The 14,191-nt window shown below is 67.0% G+C and carries 13 protein-coding genes; 6 read left to right on the top strand and 7 right to left on the bottom strand.

Going from position 1 to position 14,191, the window contains the following annotated elements:
- Positions 1–81: 81 nt before the first annotated feature.
- Entirely contained in the window at positions 82–843 is a 762-nt protein-coding gene (locus ACFYO1_RS43340) for a helix-turn-helix domain-containing protein (RefSeq protein ID WP_387245433.1), read from the bottom strand.
- Positions 844–885: 42 nt separating this feature from the next.
- On the opposite strand from ACFYO1_RS43340, the gene ACFYO1_RS43335 reads away from it, so the two are divergent.
- Complete coding sequence (locus tag ACFYO1_RS43335; RefSeq protein ID WP_387245430.1) at positions 886–1,260, top strand: hypothetical protein; 375 nt, start codon at positions 886–888, stop codon at positions 1,258–1,260.
- A gap of 40 nt (positions 1,261–1,300) precedes the next feature.
- Here ACFYO1_RS43335 and ACFYO1_RS43330 read toward each other — a convergent pair whose 3' ends face one another.
- The 4 genes from ACFYO1_RS43330 to ACFYO1_RS43315 all read right to left on the bottom strand — a co-directional run bounded on the left by ACFYO1_RS43330 (position 1,301) and on the right by ACFYO1_RS43315 (position 7,192).
- Positions 1,301–2,521 carry a cytochrome P450 gene (locus ACFYO1_RS43330; RefSeq protein WP_387245427.1) on the bottom strand — a complete coding sequence of 407 codons (1,221 nt, stop codon included), beginning with the start codon at positions 2,519–2,521 and terminating at the stop codon, positions 1,301–1,303.
- A 10-nt stretch (positions 2,522–2,531) separates the two neighbouring features.
- Positions 2,532–3,800: a cytochrome P450 gene (locus tag ACFYO1_RS43325; protein ID WP_387245424.1), complete on the bottom strand. Its 1,269-nt coding sequence runs from the start codon at positions 3,798–3,800 to the stop codon at positions 2,532–2,534.
- Between the two features lie 372 nt (positions 3,801–4,172).
- Positions 4,173–6,677, bottom strand: a complete 2,505-nt coding sequence (locus ACFYO1_RS43320; protein WP_387245421.1) for an ABC transporter substrate-binding protein — start codon at positions 6,675–6,677, stop codon at positions 4,173–4,175.
- Positions 6,678–6,769: 92 nt separating this feature from the next.
- Positions 6,770–7,192, bottom strand: coding sequence for a hypothetical protein (locus ACFYO1_RS43315; RefSeq protein WP_387245418.1), 423 nt, complete (start codon positions 7,190–7,192; stop codon positions 6,770–6,772).
- Between the two features lie 208 nt (positions 7,193–7,400).
- On the opposite strand from ACFYO1_RS43315, the gene ACFYO1_RS43310 reads away from it, so the two are divergent.
- Positions 7,401–7,910 (top strand): GNAT family N-acetyltransferase, encoded by a 510-nt coding sequence (locus ACFYO1_RS43310; RefSeq protein ID WP_387245415.1) that lies wholly within the window; start codon positions 7,401–7,403, stop codon positions 7,908–7,910.
- A gap of 54 nt (positions 7,911–7,964) precedes the next feature.
- Positions 7,965–8,603: a class I SAM-dependent methyltransferase gene (locus tag ACFYO1_RS43305; RefSeq protein WP_387245412.1), complete on the top strand. Its 639-nt coding sequence runs from the start codon at positions 7,965–7,967 to the stop codon at positions 8,601–8,603.
- A 34-nt stretch (positions 8,604–8,637) separates the two neighbouring features.
- On the opposite strand, the gene ACFYO1_RS43300 is transcribed toward ACFYO1_RS43305, so the two are convergent.
- The gene (locus ACFYO1_RS43300; protein WP_387245674.1) at positions 8,638–10,008 is read right to left on the bottom strand and encodes a wax ester/triacylglycerol synthase domain-containing protein; all 1,371 of its coding nucleotides are present in this window, start codon (positions 10,006–10,008) and stop codon (positions 8,638–8,640) included.
- Positions 10,009–10,288: 280 nt separating this feature from the next.
- On the opposite strand from ACFYO1_RS43300, the gene ACFYO1_RS43295 reads away from it, so the two are divergent.
- Entirely contained in the window at positions 10,289–11,944 is a 1,656-nt protein-coding gene (locus ACFYO1_RS43295; RefSeq protein ID WP_387245409.1) for a cytochrome bc complex cytochrome b subunit, read from the top strand.
- Positions 11,945–12,085: 141 nt separating this feature from the next.
- Here the strand turns inward: ACFYO1_RS43295 and ACFYO1_RS43290 are convergent, their stop codons facing one another.
- Positions 12,086–12,271: a DUF397 domain-containing protein gene (locus ACFYO1_RS43290; RefSeq protein ID WP_387245671.1), complete on the bottom strand. Its 186-nt coding sequence runs from the start codon at positions 12,269–12,271 to the stop codon at positions 12,086–12,088.
- A gap of 444 nt (positions 12,272–12,715) precedes the next feature.
- On the opposite strand from ACFYO1_RS43290, the gene ACFYO1_RS43285 reads away from it, so the two are divergent.
- Both ACFYO1_RS43285 and gluQRS read left to right on the top strand, forming a co-directional pair.
- Positions 12,716–13,201 (top strand): DUF309 domain-containing protein, encoded by a 486-nt coding sequence (locus tag ACFYO1_RS43285; RefSeq protein WP_387245406.1) that lies wholly within the window; start codon positions 12,716–12,718, stop codon positions 13,199–13,201.
- A 48-nt stretch (positions 13,202–13,249) separates the two neighbouring features.
- A complete protein-coding gene (gene gluQRS / locus ACFYO1_RS43280) occupies positions 13,250–14,167 on the top strand; it encodes a tRNA glutamyl-Q(34) synthetase GluQRS (protein ID WP_387245403.1) in 918 nt (305 codons plus the stop codon).
- Positions 14,168–14,191: the final 24 nt, after the last annotated feature.

Genomic DNA, 14,191 nt, shown 5'->3' with positions numbered 1-14,191 from the left:
CCCCAATCTTAGCTTCGAGATAGCCTGTTGCACTGATGAATCGGATGCGTCATGACCTGCGTCGAATTCGCCTGACCCGGTTCACGAATCCAGCACCACGATTCGAGCGCCGTCGGCGAGCAATCTGCTGGGTGTGAGTCCGCACATCGCGTGGAAGGTGTCGCTGAAATGCGACGGGCTGGCGAAACCCGCGTCCGCCGCCGCTGTCGTGAGGTCGGCGCCCTTCGCGACGGCGCGACCGACGCTGAGCATCCGCGCCCACATCCGATAACGGCGGAAGCTGGTGCCCGCGTCCCGGGCGAACAGGTGCAGAAACCGCGAGGTCGACAGGTGCGCCTCGGCGGCCAGATCGGCGGCCGAGTTCGACCGGGCCGGATAGGTCTGCAACGTCGCCGCGGCAGCCGCGATCCGATCATCGATGCTCGCCGCACCGGGACCACAGGCCAGGTTTACCGCGGCCACCGGATCGAATTCGTCCTGCGCGGCAAGGCCCATCAACTCCTGTTCATCGCGGTGGTCTAAACCGAATCCACCAGAGCGAGTGGTCATTCGGGCCCAGCTGGCTTTCGCCCGGGGAGAACTGGGATCGATATAGCAGAACAGCATCCGCTCCCCTGTGGCCACGACTCGATGCACCGTGCGCGGCGGAATCAGCGCGGTCCGTACCGACTGCTCGAACCCGTCGGCCCGCACCGTGAACGGCGCGTCGAGCCCGACCGCCAGACACAGCACCGAGCCGCAGTGCGCGTCGAGCCGCAGCGAGGGACCTCGATATACCGCGTGCCCAGGCCACAACCACACGGTCGCGAGACAGCGTGTTTCTGGAAGTGCCGCATCGCCCATGCTCGCCATGCTTGCACGACCAACGGAAAGGACGGATCGAGGATGCGATTCGAATACGTCGCGCAGGCAGTGCTGGTGCTGATCGGCGTGATCCATAGTGTCCCGGGCATCGTCGCGTGCGCGCCTGGCCGCGCCGTGGCCGTCTACGGCACCGGACTCGGTAATCACGACCAGGAACTGCTCCTCCGGCACCGGGCATTGCTGCTCGCAGCGGTCGGAATCGGACTGGTCGTGGGGGCGTTTGCCGCGCCGATTCGCGTCGCCGCCTTCGTCGCGGCCGCGATCAGCATGACCAGCTTTGTCGCGCTGGCATTCACCGTCGGTTTCCGCGAGCTGAACGGCAAGGCCAAACGCGTCGCGTGGGTGGACGTGGTCGCACTGATCGCACTCGCGTTCTCCGCGCTTGCTTTTATCTGAAAGTGCGTGGGGCGCCGAATGGCGCCCCACGCTCAACGGTCTACTCCCCCAGATACACCGGCAATTGCCGGTGACCGTTGGAGACGAAGCTGCCGACCGGCTGCAATTCCGCCGGATCCACCGCGAGCCGGAGGTTCGGGAAACGCTCGAACAGGGCGGGCAGCGCGATCGCCGCTTCGAGCCGGGCCAGCGGGGCGCCGATGCAGTGGTGCGCGCCGTGACCGAAGGACAGGTGGTCCTTGTTGGTGCGGTGGATGTCGAAGTGATCGGCCGTCGCGCCGTGCAGGTTCGGGTCACGTCCGGCACCGGCGTAGGAGGCGAGAATGGCCTCCCCCTTGGGGATTCGGATATCGCCGATCTCGATGTCCTCGACGGCGTAGCGCAACGGCAGGTGCGCTACGGGCGCTTCGTAGCGCAGCGTTTCCTCCACCACGTCCGACCAGGGCACCCGGCCCTCGACCACGTCCGCACGCTGGTCCGGATGGGTCAGCAACGCGAAAATCGCCTGGTCGAGCAGGTTGACCGTGGTCTCGTGGCCCGCGTTGATGACCAGCATCAAGGTGTCGACGAGCTCCTTCTCCACCAGCTGCGCGCCGTCCTCGGCCCGGGTGGCGATCAAGACGCTGGTCACGTCGTCGCCGGGCGTCTCGCGCCGGTAGGCGACGAGTTCGCTGATCAGCCGGTACATTTCGAGATAGTTGGCCTGCGCCTGCTCGGGCGTGAACGAGGTGTCGAAGAACCCGTCCACGCACTTGTGCAGGCCGCCGCCCAAATGCTCGGGCACGCCCATCATCTCGGTGATCACCTGAATCGGCACCGGATACGCGAATCCCGCACGGATATCCACCGATTCGCCGGGCGGGGTCGCGGCGAGCGCGTTCAGCAGGCTGTCGGTGATCGCCTCGATCCGCGGCCGCAGCGCGGTGGTGCGGCGATGGGTGAACGCGGGCGAAACCAGTTTCCGCAAGCGCCGATGGTCCGAACCGTAGGCGGTGAACATGTTGTCCACCGCGACCCAGGGCAGCAGCGGCCAGGCCTCGGTGATCTCCCCGTTGATGAACGAAGACCAGTGCTGCCGAGGATCTTTGGACACGCGCGGATCGGCGAGCAGGCTCTTGAGCACCGCCGCGTCGGTGGCCGACCACGCGGGCACGCCGCCCGGTAATTCCACTACCGCGACGGGTCCGCGCGCCCGGATGCGCGCGGACTCGCCTTGGATGTCGGCACCGGTCGTGTCCAGAACTATCGGTTCATGCTCCATCGGACGCTCCTTACATCATGTTCAACGGAGGGGACTGGGGGAAGACGACCGGCAGTGCCGCGACCGCGCGGTGGAAAGGCCCCGGCCGCCAGACCAATTCGCTGGGCGCCACGGCGAGTTCGATCTCCGGCAGCGCGTCCAGCAGCTGATCGATGGCGTCCTGCACGATCAGGTAGGCGACGGACTTGGCCGGGCAGGCGTGCGGTCCGGCGGCCCAGGCCAGGTGCGAGCGGTTGCCGGTGCGGTCGCCGCCGCGGATCTCGGGGTCGTTGTTGCAGCCGGCCAGGCTGATCAGCACCGGCTGGTGCGCGGGCAACCAGTTGTTGTCGATCAGGATCGGCTGCCGCGGGTAGGAGGTGCAGAAGTTCGCCATCGGCGGGTCGTTGAACAGCACCTCGTCGAGTGCGTCGCGGGTCGACATGCTGCCGCCGAGGACGTGGCCGCCGAATCGGTCGTCGGTGACCATCAGGAGCAGGGTGTTGATGATCAGGTTCTGCTGCGGTTCGATGCCGGCGCCGTAGAAACTGATGAGCTGGCTCAGCATTTCGGTGTCGTCGAGTTCGGCCGGATGGTGCGCTAGTCGGGAGGTGACGTCGTCGCCGGGCTCCGCGCGGCGCAGGCTGATCAGTTCCAGCAGGGCCTCGCTGAGCATCTGCATGCCCTGCGCGGCGTTGACCGTGTCGAAGAGTTGAGCCATGCCGGTCGCCACCCGCTGACCCAATTCGGCCGAGCAGCCCACCATTTGGTTGAGCACGTCGAAGACCAGCGGGAACGCGTACTGCGTCACCAGATCGGCCGAGCCGGTGGTGCAGAAGGTGTTGATCAGCGGGATGGCGATCCGCTCGACGGTGGAATGCAGGGCGTGCAGGTCGATTCCGTCGATGGCGGCGGTGTAGGCCTGGCGGTAGCGCGCGTGTGCGGCGCCGCTGTTGCGCAGCGCGTTCGGGTACCACTCCATCATCGGTTTGATGGGTGAGTCGTCCGGGATGCTCTGCTGCCAGGTCCGCGGATCGGCGGGAAAGTGCTCGGGGTCGTTGAGGATTCGCAGCGCGGCGTCGTAACCGACGACCAGGGTGGCGGGCACGTCCGGGGCGAGCTCGATCGGCACCAGCGAGCCGTACTGACGACGCATCTCGGCGTAGGCGCGATGGGGATCGGCGGCGAACTCCGGGGTGTGCAGCCGGACGCGGGGTCCGTCGGTGTCGATGGGTGAGCCGTGCTGAACGGGGCAGACTCCGGGTGCGGCGCTGTCGGACGCGGTGAAGGGTGACGTGGTCAAGGACGTGACTCCAGACGGTGGGTGCGCGGGCACGCGGCTCGGGCACGTGCCTGTGGAAAGGTCGGAGATATATCAAGTTTCACCCGACCATAGGTGACCACTGCTAACGAGTGCACGTCGAGGATCGGAACGCTGTGCGGTAACCGTGGTTTCACCGCGTCCCCCTCACAGTTCCTGCAGGACACGCGGTTTCGCCGGTCGAACGCCGGATTCCCGCGGTTGGCCCTGGTAGCCGCCCAGAACCTGACGGCTCACCCACGGTAGCAGCATTGCGAGAAAGTCTCTCTCGATGCGGCAGCCGGCGACAGCGGGTTACTACGTCGCAAATATGTTGCGCTACCAGGCAATAGGGCAGGAACCGCGCGGTGGAGATCAGTTGACTTTGTAGAGCCAGGTTTGGGGAGTAACGAGTTCTCCGACGGCGGACCAGCGGTAGGTACGGGCCAGGCCGGTGCCCTCGTAGCCGCGGAGGTAGTCGGCGAGGGCGGCGCGGGTGGTGCGGCCGGTGCTGACGCCCTTCAGGATGATCGTGGTGAGGTCGTACGCCTCGACCGAACTCGGGCCCGGGGCCTGGCCGTTGAGTGCCTGGTATTCGCCGGCGAATCGGGTGACCACCGGGCCGCAGGAGCACGACACGATCGCGTCCTTCGCCGAACTGCCCGCTTGGGCAACGAAGTCCGGGGTGACGGTGCTTTCCGCGGAGACGAAGGGGACGGTGACGCCTGCTTCGCGCAGTTGCCGGAGCAGGACCGCGGCCTCTTCGGCGTAGCCGGAGTAGAAGATCGCGTCCGGCTTCGCCTTCGCGATATCGGTTGCCAGCGTGGCGAAGTCGCGATCGCCCTTGCCGATCTCGGCCGCGCAGCTCGAGTCGGCGGCCGAGCCGAGGCTGGAGACGGCGCTGCCGGCCAGGCTTCTGCCGTAACCGGCCTTGTCCTGGATGACGCAGATCCTGCGGTAGTGCGCCGTGTTGACCAGGTACTTGGCCAGGGCGGTGCCTTGCACGTCGTCGGCGGCGAGGCCGCGGAAGAAGGAATGCCAGCCGTTGGTGGACAGGGCGGGGTCGGTCGCCGACGGGGTCAGGAACGGCAGGCCAGCGTCATTGAAAACCTTTCCGGTGGACTGAATTTCGGCGGAAAGCACCGGACCTACCAGCGCCGCGATCGACGGGTCGTTCACGATCTGCGCGGCCACGTCGCTCGCCTGTGCGCCCGCGATGTCGAATTCCCGCAGTGCCACGGAGCATCCAGGGTTCGCCTTGGTGAACTGATCCACGGCCAGCTTCACTCCACCGTCCGCGCTACCGCCGGCCCCGGCTGTCGTGGCAATGGTGACGGGCGTGCACGTCGCCTTGCCGTCGCCTGCCGGAGTGGCGGCGGCAGTGGGTTTCGCGACCTCGTTGCCCTGCATATCGATCTGCGTCAGTGGCTCGATCGCTCGCGGCGCGCCGGCAGTCCCCGGCGCAACGGCCCCTGACCAGTCGATTGTTCGCAGCGCACCGGGACCGGACGACATGGGCGCTGCCGGGCCGTCCGACGAAGTCCCGGAATTCGCCCAGATAATCCCCGCGACAATCGCGGCCACCACCAGAACAGCCCCGGCGGCAACAGCATTGCGCGCGGCCCGCCGGCCGGGCCGTCGGATTTCCGGCTGGCTGACCTCCCCCTCGGCAGCCAGCGTCCGCTGACTCGGCGTCTCCCACAACGTCGCCCCGCGCGAACCGGTCGCCGCGGCGGGGCGATTCGACGGCCGGGCACTCCTGCCCGAGTCGACCGCATCGGGAGCAGACCCATGCGCCGAAACGCTCGAATCCGCCTGTCGCGCATGCGCATCCGGCGCGGACATACCGCGGGCCTGCCGGTGCGTGGACTCGCTCGGCGCCGCATGCTGTCCACGCTCGCCGGGCCTCGGCGCACGCTCGCTCGACCCCAACTGGAGCACGGGCTCACTGGGTGGCCGCTGTCCCTGTAGCGACTCACCCGGTCCTGGCCCCTCTGCGCGCGGAGCCACCCAGGACTGCGGAATGGTCGGCGGGGCAGGCAGTTTCACAGCGGTCAGGGCTGCACGGGCCGCGGTGGCGAATTCCGCGCAAGAGTCGTAGCGGTCACCGGGGCGTTTGGCCAGTGCCTTGGACAGAACGGCGTCGAGTGCCGGGGGCAGCTCGGATCGGCGGGTGGTGAGTGCGGGCGGCGGCTGCTGGAGGTGAGCGGCGATCATCGCAGCCGGATTGTCGGCGGAGAAGGGGGCGGTGTTGGAGAGCAGCCAGAACAGGGTGCAGGCCAGGGCGTACTGGTCGGAGCGATGGTCGACGGCGCTCGCCGAGAGTTGTTCCGGGGAGGCGTAGGCCAGGGTGGCCGCGAACATTCCGGTGCGCGTGAGCTGGTGGGCGTCGTCGCGAAGGCGAGCGATGCCGAAGTCGGTCAGCAGGACGCGCTCGTCCTGTCCTGCGGTCGCGCGGGCCAGCAGGATGTTGGCCGGTTTCACGTCGCGGTGCAGGACGCCGACGGCGTGCGCGTAGTCGAGGGCCTTGGCGGTTTCGGCGATGATCTCGACCGCGCGCGCAGGATCCAGCTCGCGCGGGTCGAGCGCGCCCGCATCGATACCGTCGACGTACTGCATGGAAATCCATCGGATGCCCTCGTCGACACCGCGGTCGTACACCGCGACGATGTTCGGGTGATCCAGCCGCGCGACCAGTTCGGCCTCGCGCTCGAACCGGGCGCGCATCTCGTCGTTGGCGTGCAGGTCGGGGCTGAGCAGTTTCAACGCGATCCGCCGCGGCAGCCGCGGATGCCGCGCCAGATATACCGACCCCATGCCGCCGCGACCCAGCTGCCGCTCGATCACATATCCGGCGAAAACCTCACCAGCGCGCAGCATCCGCCCTCTCAGACGTCGAGTCACCCGACCGCATCAGCGAATCCGGCCGCTCACCCGTCATCGTAGCCTGCACGTTTACCAGGCCGGACGGGCTAGCTCGACCCGCCGGAGCCGGTCGGAGCCGGCTTGTCGCCCGGCACGGTGACCTCCTGCTCGGCGGCCATCACCTGATCAGGGGATGTCGATGACGTGCCGCAGAAACCACCGAGGCGGTAGCGGCCGGCGGCGAGGTTGTGGCGGGTCACCCTGATGGTCTGGCCCGCGGGGGCATAGCCGGTGCCGTCGTGTTCGGCGAACTCGTGGACCGAGGTGTCGATGCCGATGGTGGCGTAGCAGATGCCGGCGGCGTTCGGGTTGCGAATCGTCGCGGTGATCTCGTGCGGGCCGGTGGCGGCGAAGGTGAGCTCCGGCGGCTGGTAGCCGGTCGGCGCGGCTGCGGCTTCGGCCGTCGAGAGCAGGCCTGCTGTCGCGATGAGGCCGATCGCCAGGCCCGTACGTTGGATCGAGAACCGCATGTCTAATCCCCTCCTGTATCGGCCCGCGCGGTGTCGGCGTCCGGACCCGTGGCCACTCCCCCGCGGGAGCCCGCGTCGCACAGTCTGCCAGAGCAGAAATCGACACGCACGCTCGAATGCTCAAGTGGCACAATCAATTTGAGTCTTGCACGGCACCCAGTCGGGAATTCCGTTGACCTGGGCAAACCGTTGCAGCAGGCTCGATGCCGTGGACAGGAACACGGAGCCGGTCGAGCTCGAGCCGTTGACGGAGCACAACCTCACGCTGCTACTCGAGGCGGCGGTGGCCGACGCGGATCCGCTGGAGGTGATGCCGCCGGTGGACGGCGAACCGGGATGGAACGCGGAGCGTAGGCAGGCGTTTCTCGAGTTTCACCGGGGGCGGGCGCTGGCGGAGGACGCGCCGGTCGAGTACACGTATGTGATCGTGGTGGGTGGCCGGGCCGTGGGTGCCGCACGGTTGCAGCCCGGGGACGCGGGGCTCGAGGCCGGGGTGTGGATCGGACGGTCGGATCGAGGACGTGGCGTAGGCAAGGCGGTGGCCGAGCAGCTGCGGGGTGTTGCCGCGGAGCTCGGTGTGCGGCAGATCGTCGCGGTGACCACGGTGGATAACTCGGCGGCGCGCAGGCTACTCGAAGCGGCTAGCGCGACGGTCAGTGGCGACACGGTCACGGCGACGCTCGTGCTCGATCAGCGCACGCCTCGCGCTGCCAGGTGAGCAGCCGGCCGGACCGGCGTTGACGCGTGAAGACGCTGTGGCAGAGTGGAATTGATGGCGGGCATCAGATGGGATCACAACAGCTTCTACCACCGGTTTCTGCTGCGGCAACTGCCCGAGCCGTGCGCGCGAGTGCTGGACGTCGGGTGTGGGGCCGGTGCGTTCGCGGTGGAGTTGGCGCGGCATGCCGAGCAGGTCGACGCGATCGACCGGTCGCCGGCGATGATCGACGTGGCGAAGCAGGCGGTGCCCGGCAATGTCACCTGCATTCTCGGGGATGTGCTGGCGCAGCCGTTACCTCCGAGAGGCTACGACGCGATCGTTTCGATCAGCACGCTGCACCACCTGCCGCTGGACGAGGCGTTACCGGTTCTGGCCGAGGCGCTGCGTCCGGGTGGGGTACTGGCGGTCGTCGCGTTGCCGCGTGCGGACCTGGTTCGGGAACTGCCCGTCGAGCTCGTGGCCGCGATCGGTCATCGGGTGCTGGCGATCACGTTCGCTGTTCTGCGCAAGTTCGGTCGCGGGGATTGGTACGCGATAGCGCCGAGTCACGATGACATGCCGGTCGTTCTCGATCCGCCGTTGACGACTCGTCAGGTGCGGCAGCAGGCGGTCGCGCTGCTTCCAGGCGCGCGGGTGCGGCGGCGGGTCTACTGGCGGTATTCGCTGGTGTGGCGCAAACCCGCCGATTAGATCGCGTGCCAGCCCGAATTCGTCCGTGCCGCAATCATTTCAACCCCTGTGCTGTTTCCGATAAAGCGGTGCGCAACAACTCGGCGTACGTGTCGAGGTCCGCAACGGTGGCGGAATCGGCGTGGAGCGAGATCGTGACGGTGTCGCCGAGGCCGTGCACGCCATGGGTCAGCCGCATCACCGAGCCGATCGCCGGGAACCCTCCGGTGAAACGGACCCGGCCCCCGCCGAAGGTGAGGTTTGCCGGGCCGCGGTTGACGCTGGAGACGACGGTGTGACCGGCGATCGAGTCGGGGACCGTGTCGAGGGGATAGCGGGCGATGTCGCGGCGGAGCATCGGGGCGGGGACGACGTCGGTGACCCGATCCTGAGCGGCCAACAGGGGATGCCGGGCGCGCAGGCCACGGTCGGCCATGGTTGCGGCGATCCGGTCGGCGCGCAGACGAAGATCGGGTTCGTCGCTGGACAGGTCGACGCTGAGGCTTCGATAGTTGTTGCGGGCGTTGCGCTTTGCCGTATCGGTCAGTGCCATCGGAACCTGTGCTCCGAGTTTGCCCACCGGGCCGCCGCGCCGTTCGAGGTAGCGAGTCAACGCGAGCGATACCGCGGTGAGCACGACAACGGTCAACGTATGTCCGGGCGCACGCAATGATGCGGCATCGCACACGATCATCCGCACCAGATGAGCCGAATCAGCTTCCATTGCAGCATGATTGACCAGGCTGGGGGCGAAACCCGGGCCAGGTGGCGGCAACTCCCCCGACTCGGTGAGTTCGGCGAGTCCTTGCTGGGCGCGAAAAGCTCGATAGCCACGAAATGCCGTTCGCGCCATCCGAATCGGCATCCGCGGCAAGGCAAGTATCGCCGTCACCTGCGCAGAGATCGCCACGGCGCGAATTGTGCGGAGCGCGCCCGCTACCGAATCCGCAGTGGCGTCGCCCCGGTATTCCGCCGCGAACAACGCACGGGCGATCTCGGCCGCGCGCCGGCCGTCGGCAAGCGCGTGCGACATCTGCAGAACGACGACGAGTGCCGGTTCAGGGCCGCCCGGCGCGTCGGTTACGCCGCGGAATACGTGCAATCGCCACGGTCGCACCGCCGCATCCACACTCGTGTCGACCACCTCGCCGAGCGCGGTGTGCAGGTGCGCCCAATCCGGCTGCGGCAGCACATGCTCGACGAATTGATCACCGGTGAACCCGCACGGCACCCATGCCGGATAGTCCAGGTCGCCGGGCACATCGCGGGCCCGGACCCGCAGATCGGCGATCCGCGCGCTGCGTCCGGCGACGAAGTCACGCAGTTCGGCCGACGGGCGCCCGGCATCGGTGAAGCAGTACAGCAGGAACAGATCATTGCGCGTACGGGCCGACAGCCAGTACATCGTCGCGTCCTGCGGCGCCATCGAACCCACCCTCCGACAGTATCGAATCCCACCGCCTGCTCAATCGGACGGGACATGGCCGCGGCCGACAACGCCGGCTTCAGGACCGGGCCACGGCTGCGAGAAAGGCCACCGCGATGTCCCGTCCGGCGGCGAACTAGCGTGGCTTTTCGGTGCGGGTAGATCGACGAATGATCTTGGTCCGCAAGTGGATCGGGGCAAACCTATCGATTCCGGACGGCTTGCCTGCTACCGTCTGTAGTAGAACACATACCACTCTCCCAGGGGCGGGGTGTCGACCATGGCAACTCAACTCGGTCGCAAGGTCAGCGCGCAGGCGGATTCCGCCGACGAGCGATATCAGGCCGCCAGTTTTCTGAAGCGGTCGATCAACAAGGTGTTTCCGACGCACTGGTCTTTTCTGCTCGGCGAGATCGCGTTGTACAGCTTCATCATTCTGCTGCTGTCGGGCGTGTATCTGACCCTGTACTTCGACCCGTCCATGACCGAGGTGGTCTACGACGGCTCCTACCAGCCGTTACGCGGTGTGACCATGTCGCGGGCGTACGAGACCGCGCTGAACATCTCGTTCGAGGTGCGCGGCGGATTGTTCGTGCGGCAGGTACACCATTGGGCCGCATTGCTTTTCGCGGCGTCGATCATCGTGCATCTGTTCCGCGTGTTCTTCACCGGCGCGTTCCGGAAACCGCGCGAGGCGAACTGGGTGATCGGTGCGCTGCTGCTGATTCTGGCGATGTTCGAGGGCTACTTCGGTTACTCGCTGCCGGACGATCTGCTGTCGGGCACCGGGCTGCGGGCGGCGTTCTCGTCCATCACGCTCGGCATGCCGATCGTCGGCACCTGGCTGCACTGGTTGATGTTCGGCGGCGACTATCCCGGCACCATCATCATTCCGCGTCTGTTCATCGCGCACGTGCTGCTGTTCCCCGGCATCATGCTGGCGTTGATCGCGGCGCACGTGGCGCTGGTCTGGTACCAGAAGCACACCCAGTTCCCCGGTCCCGGCCGCACCGAGAACAACGTGGTGGGCGCGCGGATCGTGCCGGTGTTCTCGCTGGATCAGGGCTCGTTCTTCGCCTTCACCCTGGGCATCGTCGCCATCATGGGCGGGCTGCTGCAGATCAATCCGATCTGGAACATGGGTCCGTACAACCCGTCCCAGATCTCCGCGGGCTCACAGCCGGACTTCTACATGATGTGGACCGACGGCATGATGCGCCTGATCCCGCCGTGGGAGATCTATCTGGGCCGCTACACGGTGCCCGCGCCGGTGTGGGGCGCGCTGATCATGGGCTTGGTGTTCACGGTGCTGATCACCTACCCGTGGATCGAGAAACGGCTGACCGGGGACAAGTACGTCAATCACAATCTGCTGCAACGCCCGCGCGACGTGCCGGTGCGCACCGCGATCGGGGCGATGTCGATCGCGTTCTATGTGGTGCTCACGCTGTCGTGCGTGAACGACATCGTCGCCTACAAGTTCAACGTCTCGCTGAACGCGACGACCTGGACCGGACGGATCGGCATTCTGCTGGTTCCGCCGCTGGCCTACTTCGTGGCCTACCGGATCTGCCTCGGCCTGCAGCGTGGCGACCGGGAGGTGCTGGCGCACGGCGTCGAGACCGGCGTGGTCCGGCGGCTGCCCAACGGCGAGTACATCGAGCTCCATCAGCCGCTCGGCCCGGTGGACGAGCACGGCCATCCGATCCCGCTGGCGTACCAGGGCGCGCCGGTGCCGAAGAAGATGAGCAAGCTCGGCGCGGCGGGCAAGCCGGGCACCGGCAGCTTCTTCCGCGCCGATCCGTGGCCGGAGTCCGAGCGCAATCACGAGGCCGATCACGAGGAAGAGCGGCGGCAGCTGGCGGTACTGCGGAATTACCAGGAACGCGATAGCCGGAACGGGAACGGTGCGGGCGGGAACGGTTCGGCGCGATAGCCGGCGGCGAATAGCTCGCCGACGCGCGTTATCCCCACACGCAAGTATTCGGACGCCGGAATCCCGGTGCCCGAATATTGCGAAGGCCCCGAGTCCGTGCCGACCCGGGGCCCGTAGTGCCAGTTCAGGACGCCTGTTGTCTCAGGCGTGCCCGAACTCCCCCTGCGCTACTCCAGTTAGGAATGCGTCCCACTGCCCCGGAGCAAACGCCAGCACCGGGCCACATCCGTTGTCCTTGGTGTCACGGACCGCGATTTTGCCGTCGACTAGAAAGGCGACTTCCACGCAGTTCCCATCAGGGCCGCTGTATGTGCTCTTGCGCCACACAGCATCCGTCAAATCAACCTCCACGGCACTAGCTCCTTTGCTGCGTCGAGAACGAGATTTCTTCTGACATCGTTCTAACTAGCACCGGCACCCGGCCAAGCAACGCCGAATCCCCTGTGCGCCTGAGGAAAGCGCGCAACTCAACGGTGCGTCGTTATCGCACTGTACGTCGGGGTGAATACACCCCCGCGAGGTTACCCCCGCGACACAGACTTTAGCAGGTCGATCGAAAGTTTGCCCGTCTCTTGCTTATTGCCTCAGCAAAACTGCCATGTTTGCGAAGATTAAATGTTGCGGAAACATTGCCAGCGGGTTGTAACTATTCCTCGGATCGTGCTGCCGCAAACTTTTCCGCCGATGTGATTGCGCTGTGATCCGCCGGAGTTTCTTGTTCCGGACACTGTCTCATCGACGCCATCATCGTGGGCAGGCATGATGGAAGGCATGGTTGACCGCGATCGCGACGACGCAGGTCGCGCCCTTAACTCTCGCCCGCGGGATAGTTTGGGCCGTCCGCTACCGCCCGGCAGTGCCGGAGTTGCCCGAATTCCCGATGATCTGGAACTCCCGCCGCAGCAAACCCTCACCTTCGCTCAGCAACTGCTGGACGACGGTTTGGCATTCAACGCGCACGAGGTATTAGAGGCCGCATGGAAGAACGGACCGTTCGCCGAGCGGATGCTGTGGCAGGCACTTGCCCAACTTGCTGTCGGTGTCACACACATCCAGCGAGGTAATCCCAAGGGGGCGCGCACCCTGCTGACCCGGGCCATCACCCGGCTGACCGAGTTCGAGCCGGAGGACGGCGCGGACGTGCCCTACGGCATCGACCGCGCGGGCCTGATCGCCCACGCGCAAGCCCTGCTCGACGCGCTGGACGCGCAGGCGCCGATCTCGGCGGCGGAGCTGACGCCGCGGCTGCGCGGCTGATATCTACGATGGGCACCGTGTTCACCTCATCCCGCCCCGGCCGGGCCCGTGCCTGAGCCGGGTGCGGGCCGGTACGCGCCGAGCCCGTCCGGGGACCTGCACCTGGGAAACCTGCGCACGGCCCTGCTCGCCTGGGCGTTCGCCCGGTCGACCGGCCGGCGCTTCCTGATCCGGATCGAGGATCTGGATCGGGTGCGACCGGGCGCCGAGCAGCGCCAGCTCGACGATCTGACCGCGATCGGGCTCGACTGGGACGGCCCGGTGGTCCGGCAGTCCGAGCGGCTGCCGCTCTATCGAGCGGCCATCGATCGACTCACCGCCGCCGGACTCACCTACGAATGTTTCTGCACGCGAAGAGAAATCCAGCAGGCGGCCACCGCGCCACACGGACCGCTCGGCGCCTATCCGGGCACCTGCCGCACGCTGACCGATCGGGCGCGCGCCGACTTCCGCGCCCAGGGTCGCCCGGCCGCCCTGCGCTTACGCGCCGCGGCAACCGAATTCGAGATCAACGACGACCTGCACGGGCGCTACCGCGCCCCGGTGGACGACGTGGTGCTGCGCCGCGGCGACGGCATCCCGGCCTACAACCTCGCGGTGGTGGTCGACGACGCGGCGCAGGGCGTCGATCAGGTGGTGCGCGGTGACGACCTGCTACCGTCCACCCCGCGGCAGGCCTATCTCGCGACGCTGCTGGATCTCCCGGTGCCGCACTACGCTCACGTTCCGCTGGTACTCAACGCCGAAGGACAACGTCTGGCCAAGCGCGACGGCGCGGTGACGCTGGCCGACCAACGCACGCTCGGCCACCCGCCCGACCAGGTGGTGGCCGCACTCGCCCACTCGCTCGGCTCCCCGGCGACCTCGGCGGCCGAACTGCTCGACAGCTTCGACCCGGCACATCTGCCCCGCGAACCGTGGATACTCGACGGGAATGGGTTGTTGCAACGCAGTCGATGTCCGTAACGTACGCATTCGTCCAACTACTGA

This window comes from Nocardia sp. NPDC006044, assembly GCF_042871115.1.
In the GTDB taxonomy this organism is placed as follows: domain Bacteria; phylum Actinomycetota; class Actinomycetes; order Mycobacteriales; family Mycobacteriaceae; genus Nocardia.
This window is presented reverse-complemented; position numbering and strand designations above follow the sequence as displayed.

Coding starts and splice junctions, on each gene's coding strand:
- ACFYO1_RS43340 (WP_387245433.1), bottom strand. CDS start 843: ATGGGCGATGCGGCACTTCCAGAAACACGCTGTCTCGCGACCGTGTGG.
- ACFYO1_RS43335 (WP_387245430.1), top strand. CDS start 886: ATGCGATTCGAATACGTCGCGCAGGCAGTGCTGGTGCTGATCGGCGTG.
- ACFYO1_RS43330 (WP_387245427.1), bottom strand. CDS start 2,521: ATGGAGCATGAACCGATAGTTCTGGACACGACCGGTGCCGACATCCAA.
- ACFYO1_RS43320 (WP_387245421.1), bottom strand. CDS start 6,677: ATGCTGCGCGCTGGTGAGGTTTTCGCCGGATATGTGATCGAGCGGCAG.
- ACFYO1_RS43315 (WP_387245418.1), bottom strand. CDS start 7,192: ATGCGGTTCTCGATCCAACGTACGGGCCTGGCGATCGGCCTCATCGCG.
- ACFYO1_RS43305 (WP_387245412.1), top strand. CDS start 7,965: ATGGCGGGCATCAGATGGGATCACAACAGCTTCTACCACCGGTTTCTG.
- ACFYO1_RS43300 (WP_387245674.1), bottom strand. CDS start 10,008: ATGGCGCCGCAGGACGCGACGATGTACTGGCTGTCGGCCCGTACGCGC.
- ACFYO1_RS43295 (WP_387245409.1), top strand. CDS start 10,289: ATGGCAACTCAACTCGGTCGCAAGGTCAGCGCGCAGGCGGATTCCGCC.
- ACFYO1_RS43285 (WP_387245406.1), top strand. CDS start 12,716: ATGGTTGACCGCGATCGCGACGACGCAGGTCGCGCCCTTAACTCTCGC.